Raw genomic sequence first — 14845 nt, 5'->3', positions numbered from 1 at the left:
GTGTGCCATTCTTTTTGAACTGTATTTTTTTTATCGTTTCATCCCCGAAATTATCCCTCCAACACTGCCATTTGGTTCAAGTATATTTAATAAATCTGCTAGCGTTGGAGCAATATCTGAGATATTTGTTCTTTCAGTTGTTTCTCCTGCTTTTACTCCCCAACCATAAAACAACAATGGAACGTGTGTATCATATCTGTAAAGCGAGCCATGTGTTGTGCCAGTTTTATAACCACTAAACCAACTTGGATTTAATACTACAGAAATATCCCCGCTTCTTTTTGGGTTATAACCATTTTTGATAAAATTCAATTGATAGTTTGGTAAAGTAGTATTTCCTAAATTATGTAAATCTACCACATCAGCAATTTCATCGTGTTTCAGCAAAGTTTCTCTAACTACTTCATATACTTGTGAAAATGACAATTTCTTTTCACTTAACAAAGCATGATTCAAATATATTTGAGAATTTTCTTCGGCTCTGATAAATTCACCTTCTCCAAAAGCTGATTTTAACGCTGTTTTAATTTCAGTTAAAGCTTTATTTCTATCAAAAATACCTGCTGGTAGTTTATTACTTTGCCAAAAACCTGGAATGTCAGCAACACCATGATCAGCACTTAAAAATACTACATAGTTATTTTTACCAAGTGTTTTATCCAAAGTTGTTAACATTTCAGCGATGTCTTTATCTAATCGCAAATAAGTGTCTTCTACTTCAATAGAATTGGGACCAAACGAATGACCAACATAGTCAGTTGAAGAAAAGCTTACTGTTAAAAAATCAGTTTTACTTCCTTTTCCTAAGTTTTCATTTTCCAAAGCCGCTAAAGCAAAATCTTTTGTTAAAGTATTTCCGAAAGGCGTTGTTCTGATTACTTCTAATAAATTTACGCCCGCTCTAGCCACTAATTCGTGCGGAAAAACTGGATTTGTTTCACCAGCCAATTTATTTTCATAAGGCTGATTATCTATTGAGCTTTCAGTGTATTGTTCTATGGGCAAAAGTGTTTTCCAACCTTCTGTCATGTATTTTTGAGGCATCTTTTTAGCATTAAAATCTTTTACCCATTGCGGTAAATCATTCATGTAAAAAGATGAAGTAATCCAAGAACCATCTTTAGAATCAAACCAATAAGCACCATTTGCGGTATGTCCTGCTGGTAAAATTGCACCTCTATCTTTCAACGCAATACCAATTGTTTTTGATTGATGAGCATTCGCAATTTTCAATTGGTCTGTAATTGTTGAAACTAATAGGTTTTTAGGTGACATTAAACCTGCTTTAGAAGTTGCTCCTACTGTTTTCACAGTAGAATCTTCTACACAATATACAGGGCGATTATATTTTTGGTCGAACCATTCGTTACCAATAATACCATCAACCGCTGGCACAGAACCCGTAAAAATCGCTGCATGACCAGCCGCCGTTACTGTTGGCGCATAATCGTAATGGTTATTTCTACAATTGAATCCTTCACTCATTAATCTTTTAAAACCACCAACTGAATATTTATCATAGTATCGATACAAATAATCATAACGCATTTGGTCAACGACAATACCAACTACTAATTTGGGTTTTGCTAAAGTTGTCTGTGCTGTTGAAGTTTTAGGTTTCTGAGCAAAGGCTGTCGTTAGAACGAAGAAAAACAAAAAGGATAAGGAAATTTTTGGAAACATGTTGAAGGTTTTTTTCACAAAGGTAATGATGCAAAGATTGTATGAAATTATTGAAACATGAAATTTTAGACAAATAAAGGTAAATCTTTCAGAAATTCTAGGTGCTTATTTTCCCAATTAGTTTTACAGCAATGATAAATCATTCCGTTTGTAATGGTCAAATACTCTGCTTTTAGTACTTGGTTATATTCCGCAGCTTGACTAAAAACATTTTGTGTTAGTTTGATATAAGGTGCTTTACATTCCACAATCATCATCAAATTGCCATCTCTTCCATAAACTTGAATATCAGTTCGTTTTAACAGCGTATTATACTTCAATGAACTTTCTAATTTGATTAAACTTTTTGGATACTGATGATGGTTTATCAAGAAATGTACAAAATGCTGCCTGACCCATTCTTCGGGAGTAAGTACAATATATTTACGCCTAAGGATGTCATAAATATAGATTTTTTCATCAACTTTCCTTAATTTGTAGTCATAAGGTGGGAGATTTAGATTTTCCAAGATACTTGATGAATTTTTGAAAGGATGAATTTTAGAGATGAATCAGGTTGCAAATAAAATATAAATCGCCCATTTTCCAATCACAAATTAAAATCAAAATTATGAAAACAAAACAAGACATTGTAGAGAACTGGCTTCCAAGATACACGGGAATGCAACTGAATGAATTCGGACAATACATTTTATTGACAAATTTCAGCAATTACGTCGTGATGTTTGCCCAACAATTTAACGTAGAAATCAGAGGGAAAGATCGCCCAATGCAAAGTGCTACAGCTAATAATATTTCAATCATTAACTTCGGAATGGGTTCGCCAATGGCGGCAACTGTGATGGATTTACTTTCGGCTATTGAACCTAAAGCAGTTTTATTTTTAGGAAAATTTGGAGGTTTGAAAAAAAACCTTGGTTTGGGAGATTTGATTTTACCGATTGCCGCTGTACGTGGCGAAGGAACTTCTGACGAATACATGCCTAAAGAAGTACCAGCACTTCCTTCTTTCCGTTTGCAACGTTCGGTTTCATCCATGATTAAAAAACATGAATTAGATTACTGGACAGGCTTAGTTTATACAACCAACAGAAGAGTTTGGGAACACGATGAGGCTTTCAAACAATATTTAACTGATATTAGAGCAATGGCGATTGACATGGAAACTGCTACGATTTTTACGGCAGGTTTTGCCAATAAAATTCCTCATGGAGCTTTACTCTTGGTTTCAGACAATCCAATGACACCCGAAGGCGTAAAAACGGAAGAAAGTGATAAAAAAGTAACGACCAATTTTGTAGAAAAGCATTTACAAATTGGCATAGATTCATTGGTAGAACTTGCTAATTCTGGCGAATCTGTGAAACATTTAAGATTTGAATAATAAAAAGGATTCACCCAACAGTGAATCCTTTTTATTGATTTCTTTAACGGAAATTTACACTTTTAAATCTTCCAAACTTTTACTAGCCTCACGTTTTTTGATATATAAATCTACCCAATAAATTAAACCAATGGCTACCAACATCGAACCTATTACAGTGTATCCCAACATATCGTAGTGTTCTAAAATGCCATCTGGTCTTTGTACGACAATCAAACCCGCTACAAAAGAAGCTACTCCACCCGAAATCTGTTGAATCGAAGAGTTGATACTCATAAAAGCACCTCTGTCCTTCATCGAAGGAATGGCGGTCATTAAAGCAGAAGATGAAATCATTCGAGCAGAAATTCCTGTAAAAAGTATTACATTCAGAATGATAATTACCCAAAGTGGCGTAATGCCTAATTGTGTATAGATTCCCACTAAAATCATACTGATAATTGACCCGATGAAAAAAGTATTGAATTTGCCCAATCTATCACTCATTTTACCAATCATTGGTCCAAAAATAATTGAAAACACTCCTGTTACTCCATACATAATGGGCAATTCTTCTAATTTCAAACCTAGGTTATTTGTTCCATAAGCACTTCCGAAAGGCATTAACATAAATCCACCTGTTGAAAGTAAAATTGTGCCGATAAAAGCCCTGAGATAATGAGGTTCTGAAATCGTTTTAGCAAGATGTTGAAAAGCATTACGGTCACTTTTGATGGCTAAGTGTTCGGTTACAGGTTTCATTTTAAAGAAAATGACAATCCCAACAATAATACTTACGCCAACAATCATCCAGAATGGTGCATGCCAATCAAAGCTATTGGCTAACAAAAGTCCAATCGGCAAACCCAATACTTGGCTTGCAGCAAAAGCCATTTGTACAAAACCCATTACTCGTCCACGTACTTCTAATTTAAAAATATCTGAAATAATGGCAAAACCTACCGAGCCAATTACTCCGCCAAAAATCCCTGTAAAAATTCTTGCAAATAATAAAAAGTGGTAATCTGTTGCCATTGCACAAAGTGCTGTTCCAACGATAAAACCTACATAGAAAAACAATAAGAATTTTTTTCTATCAAATTTATCTGCAAAACCTGCTGCCAATAATCCAGATGCACCAGCACTAAAAGCATAAGCAGAAACAACAAAACCAAATTGTGAAGTAGTTATTTTTAAAGTCGGCATCAAAATCGCTCCTAATGGCGACAATACCATAAAATCTAAAATCACCGTAAACTGAATAAATGCCAAAATGGCAATCATAAAAACCTGATAAGGTGAAAAAACTTTTTCTGTTGGTTGTGTCATCTTCAATTAATATGGATTGTATTTTACAAAAATACAAAATCTAATCTTCTAAAGGACTAAATACGGTTTCTATTCAGCAAATCTCTCCCAAATTTATAAACAGTAATATTTTGTCGGGATTTACCCTGAAATTGCCATAATCTATCCTTTGATAATCAAAGCTTTATCTTATTTTTGTTTTTTTAATTGAATCCTAAAACTCGGTTTAGATAAAATCTTCAAGAAGGAGTTTAAAGAAGATACTCCTCAGCAATCTATTTAATGATGTTGTTTTTCAATGTAGAAAAAGGCTTGGCAAAGCCAAAATCAATTCTTTCAAATAACCTTTTATAACAAATAATCATGGCAACAATTACTCCTTATTTAGTCTTCAATGGCAACTGCGAAGAAGCTTTTAATTTTTACAAATCTGTATTTGGCGTTGAGTTTTCATACATTGGACGCTTTAAAGATGCTCCCTCAGAAGAACCTCTGTCTGAAAGTGAAGGTGAAAAAATCATGCACGTTACTTTACCTATTGGTGACAACCATGTTTTAATGGGCAGTGATACTTCAGAAACACATGGTTTAGTTACTTTTGGGAGTAATTTTTCAATTTCAATCAATGCCGAATCTAAAGAAGAAGCTACCGCTTTATTTGATGGACTTTCGGCTGGTGGACAAATAACAATGCCATTACAAGATACTTTTTGGGGTGCTTACTTCGGAATGTTTGTTGATAAATTCGGCATTCAATGGATGGTAAATTACGATACTGCTGAACAAGCTGTATAATTCTGATATTTTTCTGTTAAAAATGATATAAAATCAAAAGAGCTTTTGCTGAATGCAAAGGCTCTTTTGATTATAACACATCTCTAATACTTAATCTACCATTTTATTATTCACTTTCACATTCTTTAAAGTAAAGCCCTTTACTACGCTTTTATCAATTGAAGCATTTTTACTTTCAACAGTAAAGTTTTCAAAACTAAAGTTTGATAACTTATCATATTCTGAAATGGCTACATCATAGAAAATATCACATTTTACTTCAATGTTTTTCAGGCTCACGTGGTCTGAATATGAAATTGGCACATCTGAGCGTCCTTGCAAATCAAAGAATTGTTTCCAAGGTTTTACATACAATAAACTATGGGCTTGCCCTTTGATATTCTCCAAACTAATATACTCGTAAAGTTGTGGCGTATCTGGTCGCATTTTTAACCATAGAATTCTAGTTGCTTCATTAACATGACAATTACGCATGATAATATTACGGTTATGAATAGCCTCACTACCACAAGTAAGTGCCGAATGACAAAAGCCAAACTCACAATCTTCGATGATGATATTTGTATTAGCTCCGTTATTTGGTACACGGTCTGCCCAAGGACCTTTGCCGCCTTTCAAAGCAATCGCATCATCATTGACCGACATATAACAGCCTTTAATAAGTACATTGTTACAAACATCAATATCAATAGCATCGGTACTTGGTGCTTTTACGGGCTTGTATGGTGAGTAAATATGAACATCCAATACTTTCACATTTTTACATTGATAATAATGACTAGTCCAAAAACCCGAATTATGCAACTTTACATCTTGTACTTGTACGTTATTACACTGCCAAATAAATACCAATCGAGGACGAGAAACTTCTAAGTTAGTACAATTGGGGTTTTCTTTACGCCTAGCCCAAAAAGCTTCCCAATAGTGTAATCCGTTCCCATCAATCGTTCCTTTCCCAGAAATCGTAAAGCCATCTACTCTATAAGCATTTACCAAAGCTGTGAAATAATCTAAACTTTGTCCTTCCATGCGTGAAGGCATTTTAGGATAATCCGCAATATTATCTGAACCTTTCAATACAGCACCTTCAGATACATACAAATGCGTTTTGGGTTTGAAAAACAAAGCACCACTCATAAAAGTCCCTTTCGGAATTACGATTACGCCTCCGCCTTTTTCAGCTGCCGCATCAATGGTTTTTTGAATAAGTACCGTTTGTACAAGAGTACTATCTTGTTTAACGCCAAAGTCTGTAATGATATACGCTTTACCAAGCTGGGCAAGGCTTACTTTTTTATTGGTTGTAAACCAACTAGTTATTGGGCTACCATCAGGAAAAGTGGCTTTAGCCGTCTTTTGTGCTACCGTCTGCGTGTATCCCAATATTAAACACGCCAGTGTAAGAATCAGTTTTTTCATATTAAATATTCATGGATTTAACCACCTGCTTGAGAATGAAGCTGCAACTTGATATGATTTACTGATTCTTCCTTCCTGTTCCTTAGGGTATATTTGGCAGTAAATTAATCCAATCAAATTGTTCGTTTTAAACACTTCAATCAGATAGCTTATTTAATGACTGAATTCTTACAGAAAAAATTAAGTTAAAATATACTAATTCCTCTCAAAAGCTATTTAAACCAGCGTATTATTTACCAACGAATCAACGCTGAGCCCCAAGTAAATCCACTACCAAAAGCGGCTAAACATACTAAATCTCCATCTTTTATTCTACCCGTTTCCCATGCTTCACAAAGGGCTATTGGAATCGAAGCTGCTGTTGTGTTACCATACTTTTGAATATTATTCATGACTTTTTCTTCTGGCAATCCCATTTGTTGGCGTACATATTCTGAGATTCTCAAATTAGCTTGATGAGGAACCAACAAATCAATATCTGCTGCTTTTAAGCTATTTTTATCCAAAGCTTCACGAATTACTTCTGGAAAACGCACTACGGCATGTTTAAAAACAGCATTTCCATTCATAATTACATCTCCACTTGTTTTGTCATTAATTAAATTATCATAAAATCTACCAGCACTGCTGCTACTGCTTGGCTCTTTTACGTAAAGGTCTTCTGCGTATCTACCATCTGCATGTAAATGCGTTGAAAGTATTCTGTGGTTTTCATCTTCAGTGGCTTGTAAAACAACAGCACCTGCTCCATCTCCAAAAATTACAGCCACGCCTCTGCCTTCATTACTTGGATTTAGGAAAGTAGATTGAATTTCAGCTCCTATTACTAAAATGTTTTTATACATTCCAGAACGAATAAATTGGTCTGCTGTAGATAAAGCATAAATAAATCCAGAACATTGGTCTCTGATATCAAGTACTCCAGCATTTTGAATCCCTAAATTTCTTTGCATCACAAAACCGGGCCCAGGGAAATAATAATCAGGGGTGATGGTAGCATAAACAATGAAGTCAATGTCTTCTGCACTAATTCCAGCTCTTTCAATGGCAATTTTAGCAGCTTCTGTAGCCATTGAAGCGTTGGTATCTTTTCCTAAAGTAAAGTATCGTCGCTCTTTGATACCCGTTCGTTCTGTAATCCAAGCGTCCGAAGTATCCATTAATGTTTCTAAATGTTGATTGCTGATGATGTTTTCAGGCACGTAATGTCCGATACCTGTAATTCTTGAGTAAAGCATAATTGAATGTTTAAATACAAGCCAAAATTATGAATATTCGTGAAAATATTAGATTATATTAATAAAATAAAGGAAAGTAGTGGTTCAAGGTACTGGAAATGTTCACAGTTCGCTACCATTTGATTTATAAAGTTATTGGACGAATACTGCTAAAATGTTAATTAAAATGATAGAAAAATAAAAAAGGCAAGCCGTTAAGCTTGCCTTTTCAAAAATTTTAGGAGCAATCTTGTTAATACAATACCCAAGTATCTTTAGAACCTCCACCTTGTGATGAATTTACTACTAAAGAGCCTTTGCGCAATGCTACACGGGTTAAGCCGCCCGGAATTACTTTTACGCCATCTCCATAAAGTATGTATGGACGTAAGTCAACGTGTCTGCCTTCTGAGTGATCATCAATCAAACATGGAACTCTTGAAAGTGAAATCGTAGGTTGAGCAATATAATTTCTTGGATTTGCTTTGATACGTGCTTTAAAGATTTCTTGTTCTTCTTTCGTTGATTTTGGTCCAATCAACATACCATAACCACCCGCTTCATTGGCTTCTTTTACTACCAATTTCTCAATATTTTCTAACACATATTTGCAATCAGCTTCCTCACCACAAATAAAAGTTTCAACATTTGGAATGATTGGGTCTTCGCCTAAATAATACTTGATGATTCTTGGTACGTAAGCATAAATTACTTTATCATCAGCAACGCCTGTTCCGGGTGCATTCGCTAAAGCAACTCTACCTTTTTTATACACATCAAAAATCCCTGGAATACCAATTAATGAATCAGGATTGAATGCTTTTGGATCTAAGAAAGTATCGTCAATTCTACGATAAATTACATCTACAATTTGAAAACCTTTAGTGGTTCTCATTTTCACATAACCATCATGCACGACTAAATCTCTGGCATCTACCAATTCAACACCCATTTGTTGTGCTAAGTACGAATGTTCAAAGTAAGCTGAATTATAAATTCCCGGAGTCAATACACAAACCGTAGGATTTGGACGGTCGCTGATGTGTTGTAACATCTGCAACAATTTGTTTGGATAATCAGAAATAGATTGCACTCTGGTTTTACCCAATACTTCAGGGAAAGTACGTTTTAGTAGTTCTCTGTTTTCAAGCATGTAAGAAACACCTGATGGACAGCGGAGGTTGTCTTCCAAAACCATAAACTTTCCGTCATCACCACGGATTAAATCCGTACCAGTAATGTGAATATAAATGCCTTTTGGTGGACGAATCCCCACACAAGGACGCAAAAAGTCTTTTGAAGTTTCGATTAATTCACGAGGAATGATACCGTCTTTCAATATTTTTTGGTCGTGATAAATATCATCCAAAAACATATTCAAAGCTGTAATACGTTGTATTAACCCTTTTTCGGTTTTTTTCCAGTCTTCAGCTTCAATTACTCGGGGAATAATATCAACAGGCATAATGCGTTCTGTTCCTTCATTTTCCGAATAAACATTGAATGTAATACCCATTGCCATCAGCGAACGTTCGGCTGCTTGGTGGCGACGAGTAAACTCTTCAATCTTTAACTGTTCTACCCGTTCCTTAAATGCTTCGTAACCCATACGCACATTACCTTGTGCATCAAACATTTCATCGAAGAAGCCTTCGGTTTGGTAGTTGTCAAAACTAAAATTCATAGGCTTTGGATATTTATTAGTTGTTATTACCCTAATTTAAAAAAATAATGCTGTGCTTCAAAATTGTTTTCCCAAAGAAAATTCTGAAAATGGCAATATTGACAAAATTTCTTAAAAAATGAGTAAAATTACTTATCGATTTTCATGCTAATTTACGCTTTGAACTTAGTATTGATTCAATTCGTTGGATAAAATATAGTATTTTTTAAAAATGAATCGTAAAACATTTATAAAAGCCACCACTGGGGTATTAGCCATGTCAGCATTAGGAACGTTAAAAGTATTTTCTGAGCAATTATCACAACAAGAACAAAAGACTCCATTATTATTTATAGGGCATGGTTCTCCGATGAATGGTATCGAAAATAATCAGTTCAGTCAGCAATGGGCAACTTTAGCGAAAGATTTTCCTGAACCAACTGCGGTAATATGTATTTCGGCACATTGGCTTACAAGAGGTACTTTTGTAACTGCTATGGAAAAACCTAGAACAATTCATGATTTTGGTGGTTTTCCTAAAGCGTTATTTGATGTACAATATCCAGCCATTGGTAGCCCAGCCATAGCAGAAGAAACTCAGAAACTCATTACAAAAACAGGAGTTCATTTAGACCATGATTGGGGTTTAGACCATGGAACTTGGACAATCATTCGTCATATCTATCCAAAAGCCAATATTCCGATTTTACAATTGAGTATCGATTATCATCAGTCGCCACAATATCATTATGAATTAGCACAAGAATTAGCCACATTGCGTAGAAAAGGAGTACTAATTATTGGAAGTGGAAATATGGTGCATAATCTAAGAATGGTAGATTTTCAGAAAATAAATAGTACTTATGGCTATGATTGGGCGATTGAAATGAATGAAAAATTCAAAAAGAATATCACAGAAAGAAATCATAAAGACTTAATAAATTACGAAAGTATGGGACAAGCCGCTAAATTGGCAATTCCTACACCCGACCACTACTATCCTTTATTATATATTTTAGGAATGCAAGAGAAAAACGAAGAAGCTAGCTTTTTCAACGATGTGCCAGTGGGTGGTTCTCTGACGATGACTTCTGTAAAAATTGCTTAGGTAGTGATTAGTAAATAGTGATTGGTAATTAGTATTTCAAATTGCTTTTACCAATTGTTTAAGATAAATGAAAACGTTGCTTAAATTGTATTGATTACTTCATAAATGATTAACAAAGCCCAATATTCTTTCTTAATTAAACAAAAAGCCAAAGAATTAGGCTTTGATTTTTGTGGCATTTCTGAAGCTGGATTTTTGGAAGAAGAAGCACCAAGACTAGAAAATTGGCTAAAAGCAAATCATCAGGGCAAAATGCAGTACATGGAAAACCATTTCGACAAACGCCTCGACCCACGATTATTGGTGGACGATGCCAAGTCGGTGGTTTCTTTGCTTTTTAATTATTATCCTTCTCAAAGATTACCCGAAGGTGTAAATGATTTAAAACTTTCAAAATACGCTTATGGTACAGATTATCATTTTGTGGTAAAAGAGAAACTAAAAGCATTTTTAGAGTACATTCAAGAAGAGATTGGAGAAGTTGGAGGAAGAGTTTTTGTAGATTCTGCACCAGTAATGGATAAAGCTTGGGCGAAAAAAGGAGGTTTAGGTTGGATTGGTAAAAACAGTAATCTCATCAATAAAAAACAAGGGAGTTTCTTTTTTATTGCAGAATTAATTTTGGATTTGCCACTAGAACCCGACGGCCCCGTAAAAGATTATTGTGGTACTTGTACTCGTTGTGTTGAAGCTTGTCCAACGGATGCCATCATTGAACCTTATGTGGTTGATGGCTCTAAATGTATTAGTTATTATACCATTGAATTGAAAGAAGCCATTCCCGTAGAAGTACAGAATAAGTTTGAAAATTGGTTTTTCGGTTGTGACATCTGCCAAGATGTTTGTCCTTGGAATCGTTTTTCAAAACCCCATCAAGAACCACAGTTTAATCTCCACCCCGATTTAGCGAATTTTACTAAAAATGATTGGGAAGAAATCACTGAAGAAGTGTTCCAAACCATCTTTAGAAAATCACCTTTAAAGCGTACAAAGTACGTTGGTCTAAAAAGGAATATAGAGTTTTTAAAGTAATTATATTAGCTTTGGTATTGGCTTTCGGACATCGGCTGTCAGCCTTTTGCTTTCGGACTTCAGTCATCGGATTTGACTTTTAGATTTGCTGTTAACACAAAAGCTAAAGCCCGAAATCCGACGACCGAAAGCTGAAATCCAATAAAACAACTTACTATGAATCAGGAAATTATTAACCTTTTCGATGAATATACTCATAAGCCTTTGAGCCGTGAAGATTTCATTAAACGTCTTGTTAAACTAACAGGAAGTACAGTAGCCGCTCTTACTGTTTTACCTTTGTTAGAAGTAAATTACGCCAATGCCGCAACGATTCAAGAAAATGACGAAGACATAGAAGTATCAGACGTTACTTATGAAGGTGATGGCAGTACGATGAAAGCTTATTTGGCTCAACCTAAAAAAATCAAAGGAAAAATTGGGGCAGTAATCATCATTCACGAAAACCGTGGCTTGAACCCGCACACCAAAGACGTAGCTCGAAGAGTGGCGAAAGCAGGTTACTATGCCTTGGCGGTGGATGCTCTTTCACCTTTTGGCGGCACACCAGAAAACGAAGACGAAGCAAGAAATTTATTTAGTAAAATCGAACCTCAAAAAAATACCAATAACTTCTTGAAAGGATTTGATTACTTAAAATCTTTACCTAAAAGTAATGGCAAAACCAGTTGCGTAGGTTTTTGTTGGGGTGGTGCTTTGGCAAATCAATTGGCTGTCAATTCACCAACGCTTAATTCAGCAGTAGCATATTACGGTCGCCAGCCCGAAGCGGCGGATGTTCCCAAAATCAAAGCAAAAGTTTTATTACATTATGGAGGCTTAGACGAACGCATCAATGCTGGTATTCCTGCTTACGAAGCGGCCCTAAAAGCAGCTGGTACAAAATACGAACTTTATGTATATGAAGGTGCTCAACACGCTTTCAACAATGATACCGCTCCTACTCGTTATAATGCGGAAGTAGCGAAAAAAGCTTGGGATGCTACTTTGAGGGTATTTAAGGAGACGATTTCGTAATTTAGCTGTGAGCTATGAGCCTTGAGCTGTCAGCTTTCAGTCGTCAGCTGCGAGCTTCGAGCTTCGAGCCTTGAGCTTTCAGTCATCAGCTTTTAAAATTAAATTCTTGGTAGGCAGTAAGCAATAAGCTTTGACCTTATGTATAAATATATTGGATTTATTTATTAAACAATACATTTCAAGAAACCTTTTATTTCCATTAAGTAATTGATAATTAGTTGATTGAAATACTAATCACCAATCACTATTTACCAATCACTACCATAATCTCAACAACATGAATTTTCAAGAATTAACACAAAAAATTACCGCTTTGGCGGCTGCCAAAGGTGGTTTAGGCTCATCTATTAAATTTGCTACGGATGCAGGAAGTATTTTAATCGGAGCAGACGGAAGTGTAAGTAATGCCGACGATGCCGCAGATTGTACTATCGGCGTTAGCTTAAAAGATTTACAAGGCTTGATGTCTGGCGATTTGAATCCGATGACTGCTTTTATGTTTGGCAAACTAAAAATTACTGGTGATATGGGTATTGCCATGAAATTGAAGGATTTGTTTTAAATTTGTAATACGATTTGGCTCGAAGCGACTTCTCGCAATCGGCTCAAATGTTCACTCAAACCACGATTGCGAGCGGTCGCAAAATCAAATCGTGTTACAAATTCATGTTTAATCAAGATACAATTTGTGCCTTAGCTACTGCTCAAGGCATTGGAGCAATTGGCGTAATTCGTGTTTCTGGGCCAGAAACTTTTCCGATTGTTAATAGAATTTTCAAAGGTAAAAACCTTGAAAAACAAGCTTCACATACCATTCATTTCGGGACAATCAGAGATAACCAAACCATTATTGATGAAGTACTGGTTTCACTTTTCAAAGCTCCTTCTTCTTATACTCGTGAAGATACCATCGAAATTTCTTGTCACGGTTCGGATTTTATCATTCAGAAAATCTTAAAATTAATCCTCCGTGAAGGAGCAAGATTGGCAAATCCGGGAGAATTTACCCAACGTGCTTTTTTGAACGGACAATTAGACCTTGCCCAAGCAGAAGCCGTTGCTGATTTAATTGCTTCCGACTCAGAAGCGTCTCACCAAACTGCTATTAATCAAATCAGAGGAGGATTTTCAAAGCAAATTGCCCAACTTCGTGAAGCCTTAATTCACTTCGCCTCTTTGATAGAACTGGAATTAGACTTTGGCGAAGAAGACGTAGAATTTGCCGACCGTGATGATTTACGTCAGTTAATCTTTAAAATTCAACAAGTACTCATTCCTTTGATTGATAGTTTTGAAATGGGGAATGTTATCAAAAATGGCGTGCCGACTGTGATTGCAGGAAAACCCAATGCAGGAAAATCTACTTTGTTGAATCGTTTATTAAACGAAGAAAAAGCCATTGTTTCAGACATTGCAGGCACAACTCGTGATGTGATTGAAGATGAATTATTTATCGAAGGCATTCGTTTCCGATTGATTGACACGGCAGGTTTACGCAAAACTACCGATACCATCGAGGCCATTGGTGTAGAACGTACTTTACAACAAATGGACAAAGCCAGTTTAATTGTCTATTTGTTTGATGCTTCCGAAATTCAACTTACTGAAATAGCCCAACAAATTACGGAATTTAATGCACCGTATATTTTGGTCGGTAACAAAGTAGATAAATTATCCGCTACACAAAAAGCCGATTTTGAAGCTACTTATCCAGCTATCCTTTGGATTTCTGCCTCTGAAAACAAAAATATTGAGGTATTAAAAGATACTTTGGTCAGAAAAGTAAAAACTAAAGAAATAAAAGCAGGCGATACGGTGGTGACCAACCTCCGCCATTATCAACATTTATTACAAACCAACGGAGCATTAGAAAACGTTTTGCAAGGTTTAGACCAAAGCGTCACAGGCGATTTCCTTGCCCAAGACATCCGTTTTGCTCTCCACCACTTAGGCGAAATCACAGGACAAATTACTACTGATGATTTATTAGCGAATATATTTTCTAAGTTTTGTATTGGAAAGTAGAATATAATTTCAAAATAATAGAAAACCTCCTTAAAATGGCTTTATTTGCTGTTTTTAGGGGGTTTTTTATTTATTTGCATTTATTAGTATTTATAGATATTTCTATATTATTATTGATTTTTTGTACCTTATTTGTACCTCGTGTTCTAAAATTGCATATTTTCGTAGTTATAAATGAAGAATTGGCGAAATAACTTCACTTAAATACCCTTATT

At 35.4% G+C, this 14845-nt stretch carries 13 protein-coding genes; 7 read left to right on the top strand and 6 right to left on the bottom strand.

Annotated elements, in window-relative coordinates:
- Positions 1 to 30 precede the first annotated feature (30 nt).
- Both pafA and HNP25_RS04915 read right to left on the bottom strand, forming a co-directional pair.
- The gene (pafA, locus tag HNP25_RS04920; protein ID WP_184131177.1) at positions 31 to 1683 is read right to left on the bottom strand and encodes an alkaline phosphatase PafA; all 1653 of its coding nucleotides are present in this window, start codon (positions 1681 to 1683) and stop codon (positions 31 to 33) included.
- A 65-nt stretch (positions 1684 to 1748) separates the two neighbouring features.
- A complete protein-coding gene (locus HNP25_RS04915) occupies positions 1749 to 2192 on the bottom strand; it encodes a type I restriction enzyme HsdR N-terminal domain-containing protein (protein WP_184131174.1) in 444 nt (147 codons plus the stop codon).
- Between the two features lie 101 nt (positions 2193 to 2293).
- Here HNP25_RS04915 and HNP25_RS04910 point away from each other — a divergent pair, with 101 nt between their 5' ends.
- Positions 2294 to 3067 carry an AMP nucleosidase gene (locus tag HNP25_RS04910; RefSeq protein ID WP_184131171.1) on the top strand — a complete coding sequence of 258 codons (774 nt, stop codon included), beginning with the start codon at positions 2294 to 2296 and terminating at the stop codon, positions 3065 to 3067.
- 54 nt (positions 3068 to 3121) lie between these two features.
- Here HNP25_RS04910 and HNP25_RS04905 read toward each other — a convergent pair whose 3' ends face one another.
- The gene (locus tag HNP25_RS04905) at positions 3122 to 4375 is read right to left on the bottom strand and encodes an MFS transporter (RefSeq protein WP_184131168.1); all 1254 of its coding nucleotides are present in this window, start codon (positions 4373 to 4375) and stop codon (positions 3122 to 3124) included.
- Positions 4376 to 4717: 342 nt separating this feature from the next.
- On the opposite strand from HNP25_RS04905, the gene HNP25_RS04900 reads away from it, so the two are divergent.
- On the top strand, positions 4718 to 5149 hold the full coding sequence (locus tag HNP25_RS04900; RefSeq protein WP_184131165.1) for a VOC family protein: 432 nt from the start codon (positions 4718 to 4720) through the stop codon (positions 5147 to 5149).
- Between the two features lie 90 nt (positions 5150 to 5239).
- Here HNP25_RS04900 and HNP25_RS04895 read toward each other — a convergent pair whose 3' ends face one another.
- The 3 genes from HNP25_RS04895 to HNP25_RS04885 form a co-directional block, all read right to left on the bottom strand.
- Positions 5240 to 6568 carry a rhamnogalacturonidase gene (locus HNP25_RS04895; protein ID WP_184131162.1) on the bottom strand — a complete coding sequence of 443 codons (1329 nt, stop codon included), beginning with the start codon at positions 6566 to 6568 and terminating at the stop codon, positions 5240 to 5242.
- A 233-nt stretch (positions 6569 to 6801) separates the two neighbouring features.
- Positions 6802 to 7806, bottom strand: a complete 1005-nt coding sequence (locus HNP25_RS04890) for a beta-ketoacyl-ACP synthase III (RefSeq protein WP_184131159.1) — start codon at positions 7804 to 7806, stop codon at positions 6802 to 6804.
- Between the two features lie 232 nt (positions 7807 to 8038).
- Entirely contained in the window at positions 8039 to 9469 is a 1431-nt protein-coding gene (locus tag HNP25_RS04885; RefSeq protein WP_184131156.1) for a circularly permuted type 2 ATP-grasp protein, read from the bottom strand.
- Positions 9470 to 9725: 256 nt separating this feature from the next.
- Between HNP25_RS04885 and ygiD the strand changes: the two genes are divergently transcribed.
- From ygiD to mnmE, 5 genes are all read left to right on the top strand, one after another.
- Positions 9726 to 10556, top strand: coding sequence for a 4,5-DOPA-extradiol-dioxygenase (ygiD, locus tag HNP25_RS04880; protein WP_221432408.1), 831 nt, complete (start codon positions 9726 to 9728; stop codon positions 10554 to 10556).
- Between the two features lie 105 nt (positions 10557 to 10661).
- Positions 10662 to 11588, top strand: a complete 927-nt coding sequence (queG, locus tag HNP25_RS04875) for a tRNA epoxyqueuosine(34) reductase QueG (RefSeq protein ID WP_184131151.1) — start codon at positions 10662 to 10664, stop codon at positions 11586 to 11588.
- 156 nt (positions 11589 to 11744) lie between these two features.
- Positions 11745 to 12605, top strand: a complete 861-nt coding sequence (locus tag HNP25_RS04870) for a dienelactone hydrolase family protein (RefSeq protein ID WP_184131148.1) — start codon at positions 11745 to 11747, stop codon at positions 12603 to 12605.
- A 277-nt stretch (positions 12606 to 12882) separates the two neighbouring features.
- The gene (locus HNP25_RS04865; RefSeq protein ID WP_184131145.1) at positions 12883 to 13167 is read left to right on the top strand and encodes an SCP2 sterol-binding domain-containing protein; all 285 of its coding nucleotides are present in this window, start codon (positions 12883 to 12885) and stop codon (positions 13165 to 13167) included.
- A gap of 104 nt (positions 13168 to 13271) precedes the next feature.
- The gene (gene mnmE / locus HNP25_RS04860) at positions 13272 to 14630 is read left to right on the top strand and encodes a tRNA uridine-5-carboxymethylaminomethyl(34) synthesis GTPase MnmE (RefSeq protein WP_184131143.1); all 1359 of its coding nucleotides are present in this window, start codon (positions 13272 to 13274) and stop codon (positions 14628 to 14630) included.
- Positions 14631 to 14845 lie beyond the last annotated feature (215 nt).

This window comes from Arcicella rosea (assembly GCF_014204325.1).
In the GTDB taxonomy this organism is placed as follows: Bacteria; Bacteroidota; Bacteroidia; order Cytophagales; family Spirosomataceae; genus Arcicella; species Arcicella rosea_A.
Note: the sequence above shows the minus strand (reverse complement) of the source record. Positions and strands in the feature narration are given on the sequence as shown.

Excerpts from the sequence above, each read along its gene's own strand:
- ygiD (WP_221432408.1), top strand. The coding sequence starts at position 9,726 with ATGTCAGCATTAGGAACGTTAAAAGTATTTTCTGAGCAATTATCACAA.
- HNP25_RS04890 (WP_184131159.1), bottom strand. The coding sequence starts at position 7,806 with ATGCTTTACTCAAGAATTACAGGTATCGGACATTACGTGCCTGAAAAC.
- pafA (WP_184131177.1), bottom strand. The coding sequence starts at position 1,683 with ATGTTTCCAAAAATTTCCTTATCCTTTTTGTTTTTCTTCGTTCTAACG.
- HNP25_RS04895 (WP_184131162.1), bottom strand. The coding sequence starts at position 6,568 with ATGAAAAAACTGATTCTTACACTGGCGTGTTTAATATTGGGATACACG.
- HNP25_RS04885 (WP_184131156.1), bottom strand. The coding sequence starts at position 9,469 with ATGAATTTTAGTTTTGACAACTACCAAACCGAAGGCTTCTTCGATGAA.
- mnmE (WP_184131143.1), top strand. The coding sequence starts at position 13,272 with ATGTTTAATCAAGATACAATTTGTGCCTTAGCTACTGCTCAAGGCATT.
- queG (WP_184131151.1), top strand. The coding sequence starts at position 10,662 with ATGATTAACAAAGCCCAATATTCTTTCTTAATTAAACAAAAAGCCAAA.
- HNP25_RS04865 (WP_184131145.1), top strand. The coding sequence starts at position 12,883 with ATGAATTTTCAAGAATTAACACAAAAAATTACCGCTTTGGCGGCTGCC.
- HNP25_RS04910 (WP_184131171.1), top strand. The coding sequence starts at position 2,294 with ATGAAAACAAAACAAGACATTGTAGAGAACTGGCTTCCAAGATACACG.
- HNP25_RS04905 (WP_184131168.1), bottom strand. The coding sequence starts at position 4,375 with ATGACACAACCAACAGAAAAAGTTTTTTCACCTTATCAGGTTTTTATG.
- HNP25_RS04870 (WP_184131148.1), top strand. The coding sequence starts at position 11,745 with ATGAATCAGGAAATTATTAACCTTTTCGATGAATATACTCATAAGCCT.
- HNP25_RS04900 (WP_184131165.1), top strand. The coding sequence starts at position 4,718 with ATGGCAACAATTACTCCTTATTTAGTCTTCAATGGCAACTGCGAAGAA.